This window comes from Rhodobacteraceae bacterium S2214, assembly GCA_025141675.1.
In the GTDB taxonomy this organism is placed as follows: Bacteria; Pseudomonadota; Alphaproteobacteria; order Rhodobacterales; family Rhodobacteraceae; genus Yoonia.
Genome location: CP081161.1, coordinates 245,839 through 265,600, shown reverse-complemented (window position 1 = coordinate 265,600; position 19,762 = coordinate 245,839). Strand labels below are relative to the sequence as shown.

The following is a 19,762-nucleotide window of genomic DNA, read 5'->3' as shown; positions in this document are numbered from 1 at the left end:
ATTACTTTACTCCGGATACCAGTTTCAGTGCTGGTTCTTCATCAGATGCAGCGGATGCAGCATTTTTCTTAGCTTCGGCCACCTCATCCAGATGGACGACACGGGTCACGGACGCAGATGTGGTATCAACGATGTCGGTCGGTTTCACCCGAACGGCGCGATCCATCGGCTTGTTGTGGTTCAGTTTGATCACGGCAAAAGACACGTTATCCTGATCCACATCACCCAGCTTTTCGATCGCTTCCAACAGATGCCCTGCAATTTCGGCGCTTTTACGGCGACGGTACTTGTGCAGGATCTTTTGGATCACCGGTTCATCAAGATACTGAAGCCCATCAGAAGACACGACCACGATATCGCCAATCTCAAGACCAAACGGATCGTTCGGGCAATCAGACTTCGCGACGCGCTCGCCCAAAATCACCGACGTCAGACAGTTCCGATCGGGATGGTTCTTGGCAACTTCCGGGTCCAGAAGGCCCGATTGCACCATGAAATCAATCTGCGGAGCCATTGAATGATCTTCGTTCAACTGGCGCAGTTTACCACCGCGCAGCAGATACAACGGGCTGTCACCAATCGACATCCAGAACATCCGGTTTTCCACCATGACGAGCGAAACCAAAGTCGCACCCATACCGCGGGTTTGTGGGTTGTCTTGGACATGGTCGCGGACACATGCGTTTGCACCAGCTGCCGCAGAGGTCATCATCGACGGGATGTCTTTTTCGAATTCGTGAAAGTTCGCAGATTGGAATTTCAGTTCGCTAAAGACTTCTGTGACGACGATCTTTGACGCCACATCACCAGCCGCATGGCCACCCATACCGTCAGCAAGGACGACAACACCGCTATCAGATCCAAACGGAAAGTCAGTGACAATCGCGTCTTCCTGATAGTCACGGCCGCCTTGGCACAACGCAGAGGCTACGTCGTAACGGGGTTCAGGCGATCGCCACATCGTCGGACTCCTCGTTGTCGGTGGTGCCTTCAGCTGCCCAGTTAAAGTCTGGGGAACAAAGCGGCACAAAGCGCAAAGTCGTCTCACCGATCCGGATCATATCACCGTCTTTCAGAGCTTCATTGCTGATCACTGGTTGGTCATTCAGGCGTACGATGTTGCTTTTGCCACCGTGACCCAACAGGAACGTGTGGTTTTCAGCATCGTAAACAATCGCTGCATGGTTGGTACGCGACACGGCGTTATCGCCGAAATCAAGCTGGATGGCTTGGTCTTCGCCACGTCCAATCTGGGACATGCCGGATTCCAGCGAGAAACATTCGCCACGGCCTGGGCCGGACACAACAATCGCCCAACCAACTGGGAACTTTGCCCGTTTGGTAGGTGCTGCTGCCGGTGTGCTGTCGAACAGATCTACAACGCCAGAGCTGCTTTCGAAACCGATCAGGCGCGTTTTCGTGCGGCGTGCCCGTGACGGGGCCTTTGCTGGTGCCGGAGCGCTTGGGCGAATTTCTTCGAGCGACGCGACCGGTGGCAAGTCTTCTTCATCATCCCAGATGTTAACCTTAGGGGATTTATCGCCAACTTTTTCGTTCACATTGTCGATCAACGCATTGGTGTTGACCTGATCAAGCGTTGCGTCAGCGCGTGTCGCGACATCCGCAAAGTTTTCGATTGGTGCATCGGCCGGCTTGGCGTCGGAACGCTTGCGACTAAAAAGATCACTTAGAAATTTCATGGGTTATACCTCTTTTTTCCTTAGGGCACAGGCCGATTTCATTGCGCATTGCCAGCGTAGTCGAGCGATGCAATCCACATCGTTCCGTCACGGTTGACAGCAAAGCTAAACAGCGATTTGCCGTCAGCGAGTTCACGATCCATGATCGTTTTCATTGATGTGCGATCATCCACAAGTTCGGATGTCAGCATGTATGCGATCAGCTGATCGCCGACCTTCAGGTCGCTTTTCGCGCTTGCCGGTGCATCAGTCACAGTTGTGACCCACGCATCGTCGATGCGACGTGTTTCAAAGCTGATCCCATTCAAAAGGGCTGTCTTTTGGATGATAGGCAGGGTCCAGTTTTGTTCAGTTTGATTGCCGGTTTCCGCATCTTTGATGCCGAAGCTGACCTGCAATTCAGTCTGATCCTCTAATTCAATCGCGCTCTTCAGCGTGTCGCCAATGCCGTCGATGTTCGCGATTGCGCGACCATTCACGGTATCAATTTCGACACCTTCGTTCACCCAAAGCGGGGCGACAGGGCCAACGTTGCCGATGACACGGGACGAAGACGACGCTGCCGTAAACGGCAATTCGACGGTCCAGTTTGACAGAACGAATGAATTGTCTGCCGGTGTCTCGTTAACGATCTCGCGGCCCGGCGCGAACGCTGGGATCGCTTCTGACAGCGCCAATGAAACAGATGTGAAACCTGAGGCAGTGTCGGGCAAGACGAAATCAGCTGTATTAGCAAAACCGGATGCGTTCGGACCTTCCGCCAGAATGGCTGCAAAGGCAGTCGCCGGCATTTCAGGTGCACCGGTGATCCCGGCAAGTGCGATCAATTCGTTAGAATCCATCGGCGGTGTTGGTGTGTCCAGCGTCGCGGCGGCCAGTGCTGCAGCTTCTGCTTTACGCGCAGCTTCGGCGGCTTCGGCTGCGGCAACACGTGCGGCTTCTTCGGCTGCTGCCTGAGCTGCGTCAGCCTCAGCTTGTGCAATGGCACGTGCTTCTGCTTCGGCTGCGTCCTGTGCTTCTTGTGCAGCACGTGCTTCGGCCAATTGACGCGCTTCTTCAGCCGCTGCGGCTTGCGCTTCTGCGACAGCTTGTGCTTCGGCTGCTACTGCGGCGCGTGCCGCGGCTTCAGCTTGGGCTGCTTCGCGGATTGCCAATGCAGCGGCGCGTTCTTCGGCGAGCGCGATACGGCGTGCTTCGTTTTCAGCGGCGAGCGCTGCAAATTCGGCGGCTTTAGCGACGCGTTCTTCTTCGGCGGCACGTTCCAGTGCAGCCAATTCGGCCTCGACTTGAGCTTGGGCTTCAAGAACTGCGGTGTCCGTCGCCTGCGTCTGTTCGACTGCAGAAGCCTCTGTAGCAGCTGTTTCAACTGCGGCGCTTTCTTCGATTGCGTCTTGTGTCGCTGCTTCAACAAGCGCCAAAGCTTCTGCCATGGCGTCTGGTGTTTCAGTTGCCGTCGCGGATGCGTCGGCCTCAACGACCTCTGCTGCGTCAAAAGCACCGGTTGAGAATGCGACGCCAACGCCAACAACAGCAATTGCTGCGGCTGATGCCATCAACATTGCGACCTTGGACTTGCCTTGTGATGATGGCGCTGTTGCTGCAACTGCTGATGCAACTGTCGCTTTGCTACCTTCGGCAGTTGGCAAATGCTTACCCGCAATCATGTCCAACCATTCCTGTGCGGACTGAACGCGGTTCTTTGGCAGGACTTCAAGCGCCTTATCAATGGCTGACAAGAAATTGGAATCGTAGCCCGGGATCGCGCCATTCAGCGGAACGTATGGATCGCTGTCACCGGATGCGATTGCAGCCAACCGTGCTTGTGAGTTCGGCGGAACCTCACCCTTGATGAAGTGATAGAAACTAGCGCCCAGTGCGTACAAATCGGATGACGCGTTCTGGTCTGATCCTGCGATGTAGAATTCTTGCGGCGAATAACCGTCCTTCACAACGCTGAGCGCAGACAGCACGCGGCTTTGCTTGGTGGCTTCTTCACGTGCTGCACCAAAGTCGATCAGAACCGGACGACCTGATGGTTCGATCAGGATGTTGTCTGGTGAAATATCGCGGTGCAGAATGTCTTGGCTGTGAATGAAGCCAACCGCGCCCAGCACGTCAATCAACATCGACTTGATGGTTTCCGGTGCCATGACCGCATCTGGATCGTCTAGCGTATCCAGCATGTCGCGACCTTCAACAAAGTCGAGCGCCATGTAAGCGGTGTCGTTGTCTTCAAAGACTTGGTGAACGCCCACGATGTTCGGATGGTTCAGTTTGGCAAGGCTTTTCGCCTCTTGCACAAACAAGCGTACCATTGAATTCAGTTCTTTCTGGTGGGCACGGGACCGTGCCTGCACAATCGACCGGCTACGGCGGCAGAAAGATCCAGGAAAACATTCCTTGATCACGATCTTCCGATCAAGACTATCTCTGGCCAAGTACGTGATGCCAAAGCCGCCTGCATTCAGGAAGCTTTCGATCGTATACTGGCCATGCATCAACTGCGTGCCCGGCTTCAGCTCGTCAACGAAATCCTCGTCGGTGCCGATTTCTGCTGCGTTCTCGTTGCCCATATCACATCCAGCTTTCAAACAAATAAATTGACGGGGGGATCCGTCTGACTTGGGATCGAGAATTGTCATTCAAATTAGGCTAAAAGGTGACGCGACTTTGTTGTTTCATGGCCATTAATCATCTTTTCGGGCGCTGATTGGAGTCGATCTGAGAACAATGGGGATAAGTTTTCCGGAAACAATCACTAGCGGGCGAACCTATTTTGCACCAAACTTTACCTGCAATATAGGGGGTTTGGATGCCAAGCACTGCACAAGCGACAGCCTTAAACCACGTTGAACAATCAGCTGAAGACCTTTCAAAGGCATGCCAAACCATTTTCAACTTCGGTGAAACCGCTTGGCGGGAATACGAATCTGCTGCGTGGTACGTCAAACGGCTGCGCGAAGAGGGATTCGCAGTTGAAGAAGGTAGCGCAGGGATGCCAACGGCATTCTGTGCAGATTGGTCGAATGGCGATGGTCCAATCATTGGGATGTATGCCGAATACGATGCTGTGCCTGGCAATTGTCAGGCGGCGACGACAGATCGTGCTCCACGTGATGGTCTCGGTTACCAAGCAGGCGGGCATACTGATCCGCATTCCGGTCTTGGGATCGCAGGGCTTGGCGGATTATTGGCGACCAAAGCCGCAATGGAAAAGCATGGGATCAAGGGTGGGCTGCGGTTTACCGGTGAACCTGCCGAAAAGGTGCGCGGGTCAAAACCAATCCACGCCGCTGCCGGATACTATGACGGGCTTGCTGCGATACTATCGTTTTATCCGTTCTATATGCTGCCGATGTGTAACACGGTACGGTGGGATACCCACTGTGGTGCCGCCTATTCCATGGTCTACCGCTTCCTTTGCGATGCGCCGGAAACATGGGGCACGACCGACACACCGATCCCGCAAAGCCATTCAGCGGTTCGGGCGCCCGGTGCGAATGATGCGTTGAATATGATGTACCTCGCGTCGAAATCCCTACGCGACAGCATGTTGCCGCACCAAGGCGGCTGGTCGATTTCCGAAGCCATCCTGACCGCAGGGCAAGCCACGGCTGATAACCTGCCAGCCAGACTGGCCGAGATACAATACATGATGCGCACGCCCGACATTGCGATGGCGGAACAGATCACAGCTGTGCTGGACCGCAACGCGCAGGCCGCAGCGGATATGACTGGATGCCGCTGGGAAAAACACTGGGTCTGCAAATCCCGACCCGGATTGGCGAACCACGCAATGGCACGGACAGTCTGGGAAGCGATGGTCGAAGTGGGGCCGCCGATTTGGGATGATGGGGCCAAGGCCATCGCACGTGAAATGCAAAAGAACCTAGGCTTGGCACCAATGGAGGACCCGTTCATTCCGGAAATGTCGCGCCTGATTGATCCCGAAGCGGCGGAAGCGATTTTGCGACATGACCTACCGCCGTCGCAGACAAATTCAACATCTGACGACTATACAGACATGACATGGCACGCACCGACAGCACGGTTCTATGTGGCGCGCCCTGCCTTGGCGGCCGATTCTAGCGTGACTTACCCGTCGTGGGTGATGAACGCGCTTGGGGGTATCCCCGCAACGATTGATCCAATGGTACAAACGGCGGCGAAAATTCTCGCGATGTCTGCGGTTCGGCTGCTTGAAGACGACGACGCGCGTGACGCCGCAATGGCTGAATTTCAAGCGCGGACAGCACAGGACCCGATCCCGCCCTTGTGTGACTATGACCCGCCGATCAATTTCCGCTGGCCGGAATATGTGACGACGGCGCGGGGGTGCGACTGGTGGATTCCCAAAGATATGGATGGTGCATGACATGACGAACGAATTTTCTTTGCAACGACGTAACGTGCAAGGCGGCACGCCACTATTGGACACATGGGGCTTTGCCAATGAAACGGATCGGCTGACGGATGTCTTGCTGGGGTCGCCCGCGCAACTACGGCACCTGTCCACCAGTTCGTTGTCTCGTCATCATCTTCGCGAAAATCCGTGCAACGTTCAGGTGGCCCAAGCCCAACATGCGGAATTGGTCAGCGCATACGAGCATTTCGATGTCACTATACATATGCATGACCCGCAACCTGAACTACCGATGCAGGTCTACGCGCGCGATAGTTCGGTGATGACTCCTTACGGCGCGGTAATCACGGCGATGTCCCAATGGTGGCGGCGCGGCGAGAATTATGCAGCGATCCGCACATATGAACAGCTCGGCATCCCGATTTACGACATGGTGACCGCTGGCACATTTGAAGGCGGCGACTTTAACGTCATCGAAGAAGGCTGTGTGCTGATCGGTTGTGGTGGCGCGCGGACCCAAGAAGAAGGGGCGCGTCAGGTCCAAGCGTGGTTCGATGCGGAAGGCTGGGAAACGCGGCTTGCCTTCATCGACGAATACTATGTGCATATCGACCTGATGGTTGTGCCAATCGCTGAAAAGCTGACGGCAGTATGTCTGGATTGCACGGAACCTGCGATTGTGGATTGGTTGAAAGCCAAGGGTCACGAGATCATCGACGTCCCGTTCCGCGATACCATGGCGCTGGGCTGCAATTTCATGTCACTCGGCGGGGATCGCGTGATCGCGCCGACGTCTTCGCAGACGTTGATTGATCAACTGCGCGCGCGTGGTTTTGATGTTGCAGCGATTGATATGTCCGAGATCAGCAAAACTGGCGGTGGCATTCATTGCATGGCGCAGGCACTGAAACGGGTTGCGTGACTTGCTCGGGCGACAACCTTCGGCAATGGTGGTGTCATGACAGATGACACCCCGCAGATGACCGCCCTGATGGCCGCGATTGAAGATCGCCGCGACGACCTGATCCAGCTGACTGGGGATTTGATCCGTATCCCGACGCTGAACCCGCCGGGCGAGAATTATCAGGCGATCTGCGACTTCCTTGGCAAGCGGTTGAAGGCATCGGGTTTCGAGATCGAGATGATCCGCGCCCACGGCACGCCCGGCGATAGCGAACGCTACCCCCGCTGGAATGTAATTGCGCGGCGGGATGGCAAAGATGCGGGCGATTGCGTGCATTTCAATTCGCATACGGATGTGGTCGAGGTCGGCAAAGGCTGGACTGTTGATCCGTTTGGCGGCGAACTGATCGACGGTAAAATCTACGGGCGTGGGGCCTGCGACATGAAAGGCGGGCTGGCCGCGTCGATCATCGCAGCAGAAGCCTTCATCGCGACCTACCCCGATTATCACGGTGCGATTGAGATCTCCGGCACCGCTGACGAAGAATCCGGCGGCTACGGTGGCGTCGCTTATCTGGCCGAGCAGGGCTTCTTTGCGCCCGAGCGCGTGCAGCACGTCATCATCCCCGAACCGCTGAACAAGGACCGCGTGTGTCTTGGGCATCGCGGCGGCTGGTGGGCCGAGATTGAGACGTTTGGCGAGATCGCCCATGGCTCTATGCCGTTCCTTGGCGATTGCGCTGTCCGCCATATGGGCGCGGTCTTGGACAAGTTTGAGAGCGACCTTTACCCCGCCATGGCCCTGCGCCGCACGGATATGCCCGTGGTGCCAGAGGGGGCCCGCCAATCGACGATGAACATCAATTCGATCCATGGGGGCATGGCTGAGCAATCGGATGACTTCACCGGCCTGCCCGCACATTGCGTCCCAGATTCTTGCCGCGTCGTAATCGACCGGCGGTTCTTGGTTGAGGAACCGCTAGAGGACGTGCGGGGAGAGGTTGAGGCGTTGCTGGAAGGCTTGAAAGCCGACCGACCCAAGTTCGATTATGCGCTGACAGAGTTGAACAGTGTTCTGCCGTCGATGACAGACCGGGACGCGCCCGTGGCCGCGACCGTAGCGGCAGAGATCGCGCATGTGCTTGGGAAAGAGGCCGAATTCGTCGCCTCACCCGGGACCTATGATCAGAAGCACATCGACCGGATCGGGAAGCTCAAGAACTGCGTGGCCTACGGGCCGGGGATTTTGGAACTGGCCCATAAGCCGGACGAATATGTGGGGGTCGATGATATGATCGACAGCGCGAAGGTGATGGCCCGGAGTTTGGTGAAGTTGTTGATTAATTGAGGTGATCAACTAGAAAAGTTGATTTTCTTGCTTGAAAAGGAGAAAGTTGATTCCCACATCAATAACAACGCTCTTTATGGGCACCGACAAAGTCGCGCTGGCTGGCAGCCGCCTTACTTTACTCAAAAGGGAAATGTCAGCAAGTGGTCTATGTGTGCTACGCGGCTTCTATAAGGGTACGCACACGAGAGATGTAGGGAGTGCGTCATGCGTGCATCATTCATCCTCGAAGCCACGAAACCCTGCGGTACCAAATACCGTGTTGAGTTTTCTCTAGGACTTTTGTTCCTAGGTTGGCTTCTTGGGATATTCGGGCTTTAAGACTAAAAAAGGCCGTCCTCCGGGGCGGCCTTTTTAATATGGTTAGTGAATTAGCCGCTCAAGGCTGTTTTTCGAGCTTCTACTCTATTAAACCGCAATATTATCAATCAACCGCACTCCAGCCAGCCAAGCCGCTGCGAATAGCCGTGACCCCTCTACTGGTTGGTCCAGCAGCCCCAAATCCGTCCCATCGCGTAGGTCGAGGTATTCCACCTCGTTGAACCCCGCGTTCACGATCTTCCTCTTTGCGTCGTCCAGCAGGTCCGACATCCGCCCGCCCGCCAGCAACGCGGTGCGCAATTCGTTCATCACCTCCGCCAAAGCAGGCGCTTTTACACGCGCCCGGTCCGAGATCAGCAGGTTGCGCGATGACATTGCCAACCCATCTTCTTCGCGGATCGTGGGGCAGCCAACGACGTCGATTGGGATATCCAGATCAGCCGCCATGCGCCGCACGATTTGCAGCTGTTGGTAGTCTTTTTCGCCGAAAAACGCCTTGTCCGCTGAGGTCTGCAAGAACAGCTTCGACACGACCGTCGCCACCCCATCGAAATGACCGGGCCGGTGTGCGCCGCAAAGCATATCGGTCAGCCCGTTCACAGACACGTTCGTCGCAAAGCCGTCAGGATACATCTGCGGCCCATCGGGATTGTAGATCAGATCAACGCCGATGGATTCCAGTTTCTTCGCGTCTTCCTGTTCGGTGCGTGGGTAGTTTTTCAGATCGTCAGGATTGTTGAACTGTTTGGGGTTCACAAAGATTGTGACGATCACGCGGTCGCAGGTTTCGCGGGCGGCGCGTGCGAGCGATAAGTGCCCTTGATGCAGTGCGCCCATCGTCGGGACAACACCAATCGTTTCGCCAGCCCTACGCCAGATCGCGGTCTGCGTGCGAAGACCTGCGAGCGTCTGTTCAATCGGGGCGATCATTTGCTTGGCGCTTTGTCAGAGAACACATGTTCAGCGGCAGGGAATGTCCGCGCGCGAACTTCCTCTGCGTAGGCTGCAATCGCGGCTTCGCCGTCGTCTGCGAGATGCGCGTAACGTTTCACGAACTTGGCTTTGAACGCTGTGAACATGCCAAGCATGTCATCCACGACAAGGATTTGACCGTCACAGCCGGCACTCGCGCCGATCCCAATGGTGGGGATGTCGACCTGCGTTGTGACCTCATCGGCGAGCGTCTCCGGCACCTTTTCAAGCACCACGGCGAAAGCGCCTGCCTCGTCCACCGCAATGGCATCGGCCATCAACGCGTCACCCGCGTCACCGCGACCTTGCACTTTATAGCCGCCCAGCGTGTTGATCGACTGCGGTGTCAGGCCGATGTGGGCCATGACGGGAATGCCGCGCTTGACCAAAAACGCGATGGTCGGGGCCATTTCAACGCCGCCTTCCAGCTTCACAGCACCTGCGTTCGTTTCCGACATCAGGCGGGCGGCGTTGCGGAATGCTTGCTGTGGGCTTTCTTCATAAGACCCGAACGGCATGTCGATCACCATCATCGCGCTGGTCAATCCGCGCGACACGGCTTGACCGTGCATCACCATCATATCCATCGTCACACCCAGCGTGGATGGCAATCCGTGCAGCACCATCCCGACGCTGTCGCCAACCAGAACAAAGTCGCAATGCGCGTCCATCATCTGGGCCATCGGTGTCGTGTAGGCGGTCAGGCTGACCAGTGGAGTCCCACCTTTCGCCGCCCGAATATCATCAGGCATTGGGGCGCGTTTTTTGGCTGTGGCGCTCATATTGGTAGTCCTTGGTTAGCACATGTTGACGGGCCCAATAGCAGTCACACAGTTTGGTTTCTAGCCATGGGACTTGATTTGACCCAAGGTTGCGTCAACAGTGATGGGAACCAGAGGGGGTTCATCATGAAACGTTTCCAGACATTCATCGCGTCATCCTTTGTTGCGATTTGCGCGACTGGCGCATTGGCCAATGACAGTGTGACCATCGCCGTCCAGCTTGAACCGCCTAATCTTGACCCAACCGGCGGCGCAGCGCAGGCGATCGATACGGTGGTTTACCATAACGTGTTTGAAGGGCTGACGCGGTTTGAGGCGGACGGTGCTGTGGTGCCAAGTCTTGCGCAAAGCTGGGACATTTCCGACGACGGTTTGGTCTACACATTCAGCCTTGTACCCGACGTGATGTTCCATGACGGCACGGCGATGGACGCGGATGATGTGGTGTTTTCGCTGGATAGGGCGCGGGCCGAGGATAGCACCAATGCGCAAAAGGCGTTGTTTGCCGGTATCGCAAGCGTCGAGGCGGTTGATCCTTTGACTGTGAAGGTCACCCTGTCCCAGCCAAACGGATCGTTCCTGTTTAACATGGCATGGGGCGATGCGGTAATTGTGTCGGAAGACAGCATCGCAGATATTGCGACGAACCCGATTGGCACGGGTGCATATAAGTTCAGTGATTGGGCGCAAGGCGACCGGATCGAATTGGTACGCAATGACGCCTACTGGGGCGATGCCCCTGCGATTGAAACCGCGACATTCCGGTTCATTAGCGATCCAACGGCGGCTTTTGCGGCTGTGATGGCCGAAGATGTGGATGCCTTTGCCGGTTTTCCTGCGCCTGAAAACCTGCCGCAGTTCGATGCTGATCCGCGCTTCACAGTGCTGCGCGGAAATACTGAAGGTGAGACGATCCTGTCCACCAACAACAAGATGCCGCCGTTTGATGATGTGCGGGTACGCCAAGCTGTCGCCCATGCGATTGACCGCCAAGCGATTATTGACGGGGCGATGTTCGGGGTTGGCACGCCGATTGGGACCCACTTCGCGCCGCACAACCCCGATTATGTCGATCTGACCGCGAATTCGAACTACGATCCTGAAAAAGCGAAAGCCTTGTTGGCCGAGGCTGGCTTTGCTGACGGGTTCACGACGACGCTGAAGCTGCCGCCGCCATCCTACGCGCGACGTGGCGGAGAGATTATCGCGGCCCAACTGCGCCAAGTCGGGATCGAAACCGAGATCAGCAATCTGGAATGGGCGCAGTGGCTGGAAGAAGTGTTCAAGGGCAAGGACTTTGGCCTGTCGATCGTCAGCCATACGGAACCGATGGATATCGGGATTTATGCGAACCCCGACTATTACTTCCAATATGACAATCCCGATTTTCAGGCGCTGATGATGGACCTGACTGGAACTGCTGATCCAGCCGCGCGGTCGGATCTGTTGGCCCAAGCGCAGACGATAATCTCGGAAGATTACGTCAATGGCTACTTGTTTGAACTTGCGTGGACGTCCGTTGTGAAGGCCGACTTACAGGGTATGTGGGAAAACCAGCCAACGGCGTCAGTCGATCTGACAGCGCTTAGTTGGGCAGAGTAATTGCAAAAGCCTCCGGCGATCATAGCCGGAGGCATTCGACTTAGGCGGCTACATGCAAATTCTGATACACGCCCGTGATCGACAGCGCGGCATTTGCCGCCTCGCGGCCTTTGACCTTGAAATGGTCGCGGTAGATCGCGGTGTGGTGCGCCGTTTCCTGAAAATGATGGGGCGTCAGGCTAACGGACAGGATCGGGGTATCGGTCTGAAGGCCAACGTCCATCAGCCCCTTGACCACAGCATCGGCGACGAATTCATGCCGGTAGATACCGCCATCAACGACCAGCGCGGCACAGGCGACTGCGTCGTATTGCGGGGCAAGACGTTTGGCGAGCAACGGCATTTCGAACGCGCCGGGCACGTCGAAGACATCAACGTTTGGAATCAATTCCTGAAAGCCTACAAGCGCCTGATCAACGATATCAGCGTGCCAGTTGGCTTTGATGAATGCAAAACGGGGTGGTGTCATTTGTGATCTCCTTTTGTAACAATCGACACGTCACCCAAGGCATCACACGTCCACACTTGCCCCAAAGGACATGCGTGACCGCGTTCTCTTTCATCCAGACTATCACTGTCGGCTCAGGCATCGCACCTGATCTGCTTGACCCTTTCGCGGACGAAAGGCGCTCGCGGGCTCGTGTTGCCACATACCGCCGGTGGGGAGTTACACCCCGCCCTGAGAACGATCCAATTGATACACGATTGATATATGGGTGCAAGAGATGATCCGATATGTCTTGGGCCGATTTCTGTCACTCGTGATCAGTTTGATTGTGGCATCTTTCGTGATCTTCGCAGTGATCGAAATTGCTCCAGGTGATCCGGCGTCGTTCATGTTGGGGATCAATGCGCAACCCGAAACAGTGGCGGCGTTGCGGACTGAACTTGGGCTCGATGTGGCGAAACCTGTGCGTTATTTGAATTGGGTAACAGGGATGATCACTGGCGATTTTGGTACGTCGTACACCTACCGCGCACCTGTGTCAGAGCTGATCGCAGATCGCGTCGTCGTGTCTTTGCCTCTTGCCATCTACGCACTGATCTTATCGACGCTCATCGCCTTTCCGGCGGGCATTTACGCTGCATCCCGCCGTGGCCGTATCGGCGATATGTCGGTGATGGGAGCCACGCAATTGGGCGTTGCGATCCCGAATTTCTGGTTCGCGATGATCATGGTCCTGATCTTTGCCATCAATCTACGTTGGTTTTCGGCGGGCGGGTTCCCCGGTTGGGACAAAGGGTTCTGGGGCGGGATGAAGGCACTGACGCTGCCCGCGATATCTTTGGCGCTGCCCCAAGCTGCGATCCTTGCGCGTGTGATGCGATCATCCTTGCTGGACATGCTGGGCGAGGATTTCATGCGCACCGCCCGCGCCAAAGGGTTATCGCAACGCCAAGCGCTTTGGAAACACGGGGTGCGCAATGCGCTGATCCCCGTGCTGACGATCATCGGTTTGCAGTTCTCGTTTTTGCTGGCCGGTGGGATCATTATCGAACAGGTGTTTTTCCTACCTGGTCTGGGGCGTTTGATTTTCCAAGCCATCAGTGCTCGCGATTTGATCGTGGTGGAAAGCGTGGTGATGTTGCTCGTCTTCGTCGTGATCTTGGTGAACTTCGTGGTCGACATCGCCTATGCCGCCGTCGATCCACGTTTGAGGACGCGGACATGAAGGGGCTGTGGATTGGCGCAATTCTATCGCTAAGCTTTATCGCGATGGCACTGCTATCCTTCGTCTGGATACCTTACGATATCGAGGTGTTCGATATCCCGAACAAGCTGAAATCGCCCGACGCGGCGCACTGGCTTGGCACCGATCAATTCGGGCGGGACATTCTGTCGATGATCATGATGGGCGCGCGGACATCCATCGCGGTGGCACTGCTCGCCGTGGGGATCGGCATGGCCATCGGGGTGCCGTTGGGCCTGTGGGCTGCTGCAAAGCGGGGCGCGTTTATTGACGAATTCATCATGCGTGGGAACGATTTGATCTTCGCTTTCCCGTCGTTGGTCATCGCGATCCTGATCACGGCTGTATTCGGGGCAGGGGCGGTAAACGCGATCATTGCCATCGGCATCTTTAACATTCCTGTCTTCGCGCGACTGACCAGAGGGGCAGCACTGTCGTTATGGGAACGTGATTTTATCCTCGCGGCCCGCGTTTGCGGGAAGTCGGCGTACCGCATATCTTGGGAACACATCCTGCCCAACATACTGAACTTGATGATTGTTCAAGGCACGATCCAATTTTCGCTTGGCATTCTGGCTGAAGCGGCACTGTCCTACATCGGATTGGGTGCGCAACCGCCCACGGCAAGCTGGGGGCGGATGCTGGCAGACGCGCAGACGCTGGTCAGCTTCGCGCCGCACACAGCCCTGATGCCGGGCGGTGCAATTGTTGTCATGGTCTTGGGTTTGAATTTGCTCGGTGACGGCTTGCGCGACGCGCTTGATCCACGGATCAGGGTCGACCGGACATGACATTGCTGCGCGTACAAAACCTGTCGGTCGCAATCCACGAGACACCGATCCTGCACGGCGTTTCGTTTGACGTGCAGGCAGGCGAGATCGTGGCAATTACAGGCGAAAGCGGTTCTGGAAAATCGCTGACAGCGCTGGGCGTGATGGGGCTTTTGCCGCGCGGGTCTGTCGCAACGGGTGCAATTGATCTTGACGGGCAAGACGTATTGCAAGCGTCAGAAGCGCAGTTGTGCGGGATGCGCGGGAATGATGTTGGCATGGTTTTTCAAGAACCGATGACCGCGCTCAATCCCGTGCAAACCATCGGTGATCAGGTATCCGAAACCATTCGCGTGCACGGGGATGCATCACGTGCAGATGCGCGTAAACGGGCCGCTGAAATGTTGGCGCGCGTGGGCCTGCCCAATGATCGGTTCCCGCTATCGCGCTATCCTCACGAATTATCTGGGGGGCAACGTCAGCGCGTCGTCATCGCGATGGCAATCGCATTGCGACCAAAATTACTGATCGCGGATGAACCCACGACGGCGCTGGACGTGACGACACAGGCGACCATCCTTGCGCTCTTGCAAGACCTCGTGGCCGAGTTCGATATGGGACTTCTGATGATCACCCATGATCTGGCAGTTGTGGCGAATATGGCCGACCGGATCGTTGTGATGCAGAAGGGGCGGATCGTGGAGCAGGGGGCAACCGCCGATCTTCTCCGTGCAAAAAAACATCCCTACACACGGGCGCTCTTCGCAGCGTCTGGGCACAAGGTTGTATTACCCCCCGTCGCTGCGCACAGTCCGCTTTTGTCGGTCCAGCGCGTCAGCCGTGATTACCGCACGCCGCGCCCTTCGTTCTTCGCGAAACCGGGGCGGTTTCGGGCTGTCGATGATGTCAGCTTTGACCTGCAACGCGGTGAACGGATTGGCCTTGTCGGGGAAAGCGGTTGTGGAAAATCGACCCTAACACGGGCTATTCTGGGGCTAGAGCCTGTTCAGGCCGGTACTATCACACTTGATAGCGATCCGGTCTTTGCTGGCAAACAGCCGAACCTGAGCGTTCGTCGCAAGATGCAAGTCGTGTTCCAAGACCCATTTGGGTCGTTCAATCCGCGTCATCGTGTGGGTCGTTTGATTGCAGAGCCATTCCATTTGTCCGACCCCAGGCCGACACAAGCGGAACAGCACACCCAAGTGGCTCAGGTGCTATCCGACGTCGGTTTGAAACCGGAAGACGCTCACAAATACATTCATGAATTTTCAGGCGGGCAGCGTCAGCGCATCGCCATTGCACGCGCCTTGATCACGCAACCCGATCTGATCGTTTTTGACGAAGCCGTCTCTGCGCTTGATGTGTCTGTGCGGGCGCAAGTGCTTGATCTGATCGCAGCACTTTGCGCGCAACGGTCGTTTTCTTACCTGTTTATCTCGCATGACTTGTCGGTTGTGCGGACGATCACGGATAAGGTGCTTGTCATGCAAGCGGGCAGGATCGTCGAACAAGGCGCGACCGAAGACGTTTTCCAAAATCCGCAGCATCCATACACGCAAACATTGCTTGCAGCCGCGCCGACTTTACCGGACGATGGGTGAAACCACTGAAAAGGGAACTGATGAAAACCGGCCCCCTCAATCTGATCACCGACGTGCGCGGCTTGCGGGTCGGAAATGCGCAAGACAGCGATGTCAAAAGCGGCGTGACCGTGGTGACGGCGGATGCCCCGTTTACAGCTTCGGTGCATGTTATGGGCGGTGCACCTGGAACGCGTGAAACGGATTTGCTGGCCCCTGATAAATTGGTGCCAGCCGTCGACGCGCTGTTTCTGTCTGGTGGATCGGCTTTTGGTCTAGATGCGGGGTCCGGCGTAATGGACGGTCTGCATGCGGCTGGACGCGGTTTTGCCGTAGGCAATGTGACAGTCCCCTTGGTGCCCGGTGCAATCTTGTTCGATCTGATCAATGGGGGCGCCAAGACGTGGGATCAGAACCCGTATCGCGCGCTTGGGCGGGCGGCATATGATGCGGCAGGTTCAGAATTCGCGCTGGGCAGTTTTGGTGCTGGTACAGGTGCGACGGCTGCGATGCAAAAGGGCGGGTTAGGATCGGCTTCTGCTGTTTTGCCAGATGGGACGACTGTGGGCGCGTTAGTTGCGGCTAATCCGGTTGGGTCTGTTACAACGCCAGATACCCGCCATTTCTGGGCTGCGCCCTATGAGGTCGGGGAAGAATTCGGCGGCTATGGCGTCAATCCCTCTGCACAGTTGGGCGATCTACCGGATAGTCAAAAGGCGGCTGCAATGGCGGCGTCTGGTCAGCCCACCAATACAACGATCGCAATTGTTGCGACTGATGCGCCGTTGACCAAAGCGCAATGCCAACGCGTCGCTGTTGCAGCACACGACGGTATGGCTCGTGCGATTGTGCCGTCGCATACGCCCTTCGATGGGGATCTTGTTTTTGCGGTATCGACGGGTGATGCCAAAGAACCTGTCGATGATGGCGCGCTTCTGGCGATTGGACATGCAGCCGCCGTTTGCCTAAGCCGCGCGATTGCACGCGGCATTTACCACGCAACACCTGCGAAAAATGATCTCTTGCCGTGCTGGTCAGAGACCCTGTAGCCATTGGTTGAATTTAAAGGACAGATAATGACGCGCAAAACAGTTCAGACCGCACCGATTGATGGCCAGAAACCGGGAACTTCTGGTCTGCGCAAAAAGGCGCGGGTGTTCATGGAGCCGCATTATCTTGAGAATTTCGTCCAATCGATCTTTGACGGGATCGGTGGTGTTGCGGGTAAAACGTTGGTGGTTGGTGGCGACGGGCGGTTCCACAACGATGTCGCGGTCCGGACAATTTTGCGCATGGCTGCTGCGAATGGGGCGGCGAAAGCTATTGTGGGGCAAGGCGGTTTGCTGTCGACCCCTGCCGCGTCACACCTGATCCGGCTTCATAAGACGGATGGGGGCATAATCCTGTCGGCCAGCCATAACCCGGGCGGGATTGATGAAGACTTTGGGATCAAGTTCAACACGCCGAACGGTGGACCCGCGCCAGAGGCCGTGACAGACGCCATTTTTGAACGAACTACGACGATTGATACCTACCACATCTGGGAAGGTGATGCGCCGGATATCGACCAAATCGGCGACAGCATGCTTGGCGAAATGGCAGTCCAGATCGTCGATCCAGTCAGCGATTACGCGGATTTAATGGAAACCCTGTTCGACTTTGGGGCAATCCGAGCGCTATTTGCAGATAATTTCACTATGCAGTTTGACGCAATGAACGCGATCACGGGTCCCTATGGGCGGGAGATTTTGGAAAACCGATTGGGCGCGCCCAAAGGGACTGTCGTGCATGGAACGCCTCAGCCGGATTTTGGTGGCATGCACCCGGACCCTAACCCGACGTGGGCGCATGAACTGATGGAAACGATGTTTGCCGAAGACGGACCGGATTTTGGCGCGGCCTCTGACGGGGACGGTGACCGGAACATGATCGTGGGCCACCAATGTTACGTCAGTCCATCCGACAGCCTTGCGGTTATCGCGGCCCACGCCACGGTGGCGCCGGGTTATAAGGACGGTTTAAGCGGAGTGGCGCGGTCGATGCCAACATCTGCAGCGGTGGATCGGGTGGCCAAATCGCTCGGCTTGCCTTGCTTCGAGACCCCGACAGGATGGAAGTTTTTCGGTAACCTGATGGACGACGGGCAAGTGGCACTGTGCGGCGAAGAAAGCTTTGGCACGGGGTCGGACCACATCCGTGAAAAAGACGGTCTTTGGGCTGTACTGATGTGGTTGAACATAATTGCGGCGACCGGACAGGGCGTTGCGGAATTGCTGAAAGCGCATTGGGCTGTCTATGGTCGGAACTACTATTCGCGGCATGATTTCGAAGCCATTCCAACGGAACAGGCTGATATCGTCTTTAACGGCCTACGCGATAAACAAGCGGAGCTCGTCGGGCAGGTTTTTGCGGGTCTAACCGTCACAGCGGCGGATGAATTCAGCTATAACGATCCGGTTGATGGGTCCGTGTCCCACCAGCAGGGCCTACGTGTGATGTTTGGGGATGGGACGCGATTCGTCCTGCGCAAATCTGGCACGGGCACAACGGGTGCGACGCTGCGGTTGTATTTGGAAGCATTGGAAGAAGATCCGGCGAAGCTGGATCAAGATGCGCAGGCTGCTTTGGCTGATGTTATTGCTGCGGCGCATGCAATTCTGGGTATGGAAGCCGCGACAGGGCGCAGCAAGCCAGACGTCATCACCTAGATTGTCTGACCGAAATGGGCCTGCCAAGGCAGGCAAGACATTTTGGATAGCTGAACGCCGAAGCCAGTGGGGATGACAGCCCTGATGCCTCCGGCGGAGATATTTATGACCAAAAGAAGCGGCGTTAACCCACAGACGTCAGGCGTTTAAGAAGGGAAGAGGTATCCCACCGACCACCACCCAGTTTTTGGACGTCTTTGTAGAACTGATCGACAAGTGCTGTGACGGGTAAGCTTGCGCCGTTTTCTTCTGCTGTTGCCAAGCAAATTGCGAGGTCTTTGCGCATCCAATCCACTGCAAACCCATGATCGAATTCGTCGGCGATCATCGTCTTATAACGGTTCGCCATTTGCCAACTGCCAGCCGCGCCCTGACTGATCACCTCAACCACGGATTCGCCGTCAAGTCCGGCCTTATCGGCAAAGTGAAGCGCCTCTGACAGGCCCTGAACCAGCCCTGCGATGGCGATTTGGTTGCACATCTTGGTGACTTGCCCCGCACCACTGTCACCGATCCGGCGGCACAATTTGGCGTAAGTCGTGATGACTTTTTCGGCAGCATCATACTGGGCCTGCACGCCACCACACATGATCGACAGTTGACCATTTTCAGCGCCTGCTTGACCGCCAGACACAGGCGCATCGACGAAACCGATGCCCTTGTCGGCGGCAGCTTGGAATAATTCACGTGTCACGGCGGCGGACACGGTTGTGTGGTCTACGAACAATGTCCCGTCGGCCATTCCTGCAAAAGCACCATCATCGCCGAGTGTTACAGACCGCAGATCGTCATCGTTGCCGACGCAGGCCATCACCAAATCAGCGCCGATTGCGGCTTCGCGAGGTGTTTTTGCGGCTGCCCCGCCGTGTTCTTTGACCCAAGCGTCTGCTTTTGCAGCGGTCCGATTATAAACGGTGACGTCGTGGCCAGCAGCTTGCAGATGTCCGGCCATCGGATAGCCCATGACGCCGAGGCCCAAGAATGCGAGTTTTGCCATAAGAGGTCGCCTTTTGATTTGG

The 19,762-nt window shown here is 56.3% G+C and carries 16 protein-coding genes and 1 riboswitch; of the genes, 9 read left to right on the top strand and 7 right to left on the bottom strand.

Features of this window, described 5'->3' with window-relative positions; genetic code table 11:
- Window position 1 precedes the first annotated feature (1 nt).
- From K3729_01255 to K3729_01245, 3 genes are read right to left on the bottom strand one after another with little or no spacing between them, the layout of a single operon-like run.
- Window positions 2-961 (bottom strand): protein phosphatase 2C domain-containing protein, encoded by a 960-nt coding sequence (locus tag K3729_01255; GenBank protein ID UWQ99454.1) that lies wholly within the window; start codon window positions 959-961, stop codon window positions 2-4.
- A complete protein-coding gene (locus K3729_01250) occupies window positions 945-1,700 on the bottom strand; it encodes an FHA domain-containing protein (protein ID UWQ99453.1) in 756 nt (251 codons plus the stop codon). Before K3729_01250 ends, K3729_01255 begins: the two co-directional genes overlap by 17 nt.
- Before the next feature lie 38 nt (window positions 1,701-1,738).
- Entirely contained in the window at window positions 1,739-4,273 is a 2,535-nt protein-coding gene (locus K3729_01245; GenBank protein ID UWQ99452.1) for a serine/threonine protein kinase, read from the bottom strand.
- A 239-nt stretch (window positions 4,274-4,512) separates the two neighbouring features.
- Between K3729_01245 and K3729_01240 the strand changes: the two genes are divergently transcribed.
- From K3729_01240 to K3729_01230, 3 genes are read left to right on the top strand one after another with little or no spacing between them, the layout of a single operon-like run.
- On the top strand, window positions 4,513-6,075 hold the full coding sequence (locus K3729_01240) for an amidohydrolase (protein UWQ99451.1): 1,563 nt from the start codon (window positions 4,513-4,515) through the stop codon (window positions 6,073-6,075).
- On the top strand, window positions 6,065-6,985 hold the full coding sequence (locus K3729_01235; protein UWQ99450.1) for a dimethylarginine dimethylaminohydrolase family protein: 921 nt from the start codon (window positions 6,065-6,067) through the stop codon (window positions 6,983-6,985). The genes K3729_01240 and K3729_01235 overlap by 11 nt, the downstream gene beginning before the upstream one ends.
- Window positions 6,986-7,042: 57 nt before the next feature.
- Window positions 7,043-8,314, top strand: coding sequence for an acetylornithine deacetylase/succinyl-diaminopimelate desuccinylase family protein (locus K3729_01230; GenBank protein ID UWR00896.1), 1,272 nt, complete (start codon window positions 7,043-7,045; stop codon window positions 8,312-8,314).
- Window positions 8,315-8,722: 408 nt separating this feature from the next.
- On the opposite strand, the gene panC is transcribed toward K3729_01230, so the two are convergent.
- Together panC and panB are read right to left on the bottom strand one after the other, a co-directional pair.
- Window positions 8,723-9,565, bottom strand: a complete 843-nt coding sequence (gene panC, locus K3729_01225) for a pantoate--beta-alanine ligase (protein UWQ99449.1) — start codon at window positions 9,563-9,565, stop codon at window positions 8,723-8,725.
- Window positions 9,562-10,389, bottom strand: coding sequence for a 3-methyl-2-oxobutanoate hydroxymethyltransferase (panB, locus tag K3729_01220; protein UWQ99448.1), 828 nt, complete (start codon window positions 10,387-10,389; stop codon window positions 9,562-9,564). The genes panC and panB overlap by 4 nt, the downstream gene beginning before the upstream one ends.
- A gap of 126 nt (window positions 10,390-10,515) precedes the next feature.
- Here panB and K3729_01215 point away from each other — a divergent pair, with 126 nt between their 5' ends.
- The gene (locus K3729_01215; protein UWQ99447.1) at window positions 10,516-11,991 is read left to right on the top strand and encodes an ABC transporter substrate-binding protein; all 1,476 of its coding nucleotides are present in this window, start codon (window positions 10,516-10,518) and stop codon (window positions 11,989-11,991) included.
- Between the two features lie 40 nt (window positions 11,992-12,031).
- On the opposite strand, the gene K3729_01210 is transcribed toward K3729_01215, so the two are convergent.
- Window positions 12,032-12,460 (bottom strand): 6,7-dimethyl-8-ribityllumazine synthase, encoded by a 429-nt coding sequence (locus tag K3729_01210; GenBank protein ID UWQ99446.1) that lies wholly within the window; start codon window positions 12,458-12,460, stop codon window positions 12,032-12,034.
- A gap of 78 nt (window positions 12,461-12,538) precedes the next feature.
- Window positions 12,539-12,682, bottom strand: a riboswitch (FMN riboswitch).
- 34 nt (window positions 12,683-12,716) lie between these two features.
- Here K3729_01210 and K3729_01205 point away from each other — a divergent pair.
- From K3729_01205 to K3729_01185, 5 genes are read left to right on the top strand one after another with little or no spacing between them, the layout of a single operon-like run.
- A complete protein-coding gene (locus K3729_01205) occupies window positions 12,717-13,664 on the top strand; it encodes an ABC transporter permease (GenBank protein ID UWQ99445.1) in 948 nt (315 codons plus the stop codon).
- Window positions 13,661-14,473, top strand: coding sequence for an ABC transporter permease (locus tag K3729_01200; GenBank protein ID UWQ99444.1), 813 nt, complete (start codon window positions 13,661-13,663; stop codon window positions 14,471-14,473). The genes K3729_01205 and K3729_01200 overlap by 4 nt, the downstream gene beginning before the upstream one ends.
- Entirely contained in the window at window positions 14,470-16,056 is a 1,587-nt protein-coding gene (locus K3729_01195) for a dipeptide ABC transporter ATP-binding protein (protein UWQ99443.1), read from the top strand. The genes K3729_01200 and K3729_01195 overlap by 4 nt, the downstream gene beginning before the upstream one ends.
- A 20-nt stretch (window positions 16,057-16,076) precedes the next feature.
- The gene (locus K3729_01190; GenBank protein ID UWQ99442.1) at window positions 16,077-17,084 is read left to right on the top strand and encodes a P1 family peptidase; all 1,008 of its coding nucleotides are present in this window, start codon (window positions 16,077-16,079) and stop codon (window positions 17,082-17,084) included.
- A gap of 27 nt (window positions 17,085-17,111) precedes the next feature.
- On the top strand, window positions 17,112-18,743 hold the full coding sequence (locus tag K3729_01185) for an alpha-D-glucose phosphate-specific phosphoglucomutase (GenBank protein ID UWQ99441.1): 1,632 nt from the start codon (window positions 17,112-17,114) through the stop codon (window positions 18,741-18,743).
- A gap of 124 nt (window positions 18,744-18,867) precedes the next feature.
- On the opposite strand, the gene K3729_01180 is transcribed toward K3729_01185, so the two are convergent.
- Window positions 18,868-19,740, bottom strand: coding sequence for an NAD(P)-dependent oxidoreductase (locus tag K3729_01180; protein UWQ99440.1), 873 nt, complete (start codon window positions 19,738-19,740; stop codon window positions 18,868-18,870).
- Window positions 19,741-19,762 lie beyond the last annotated feature (22 nt).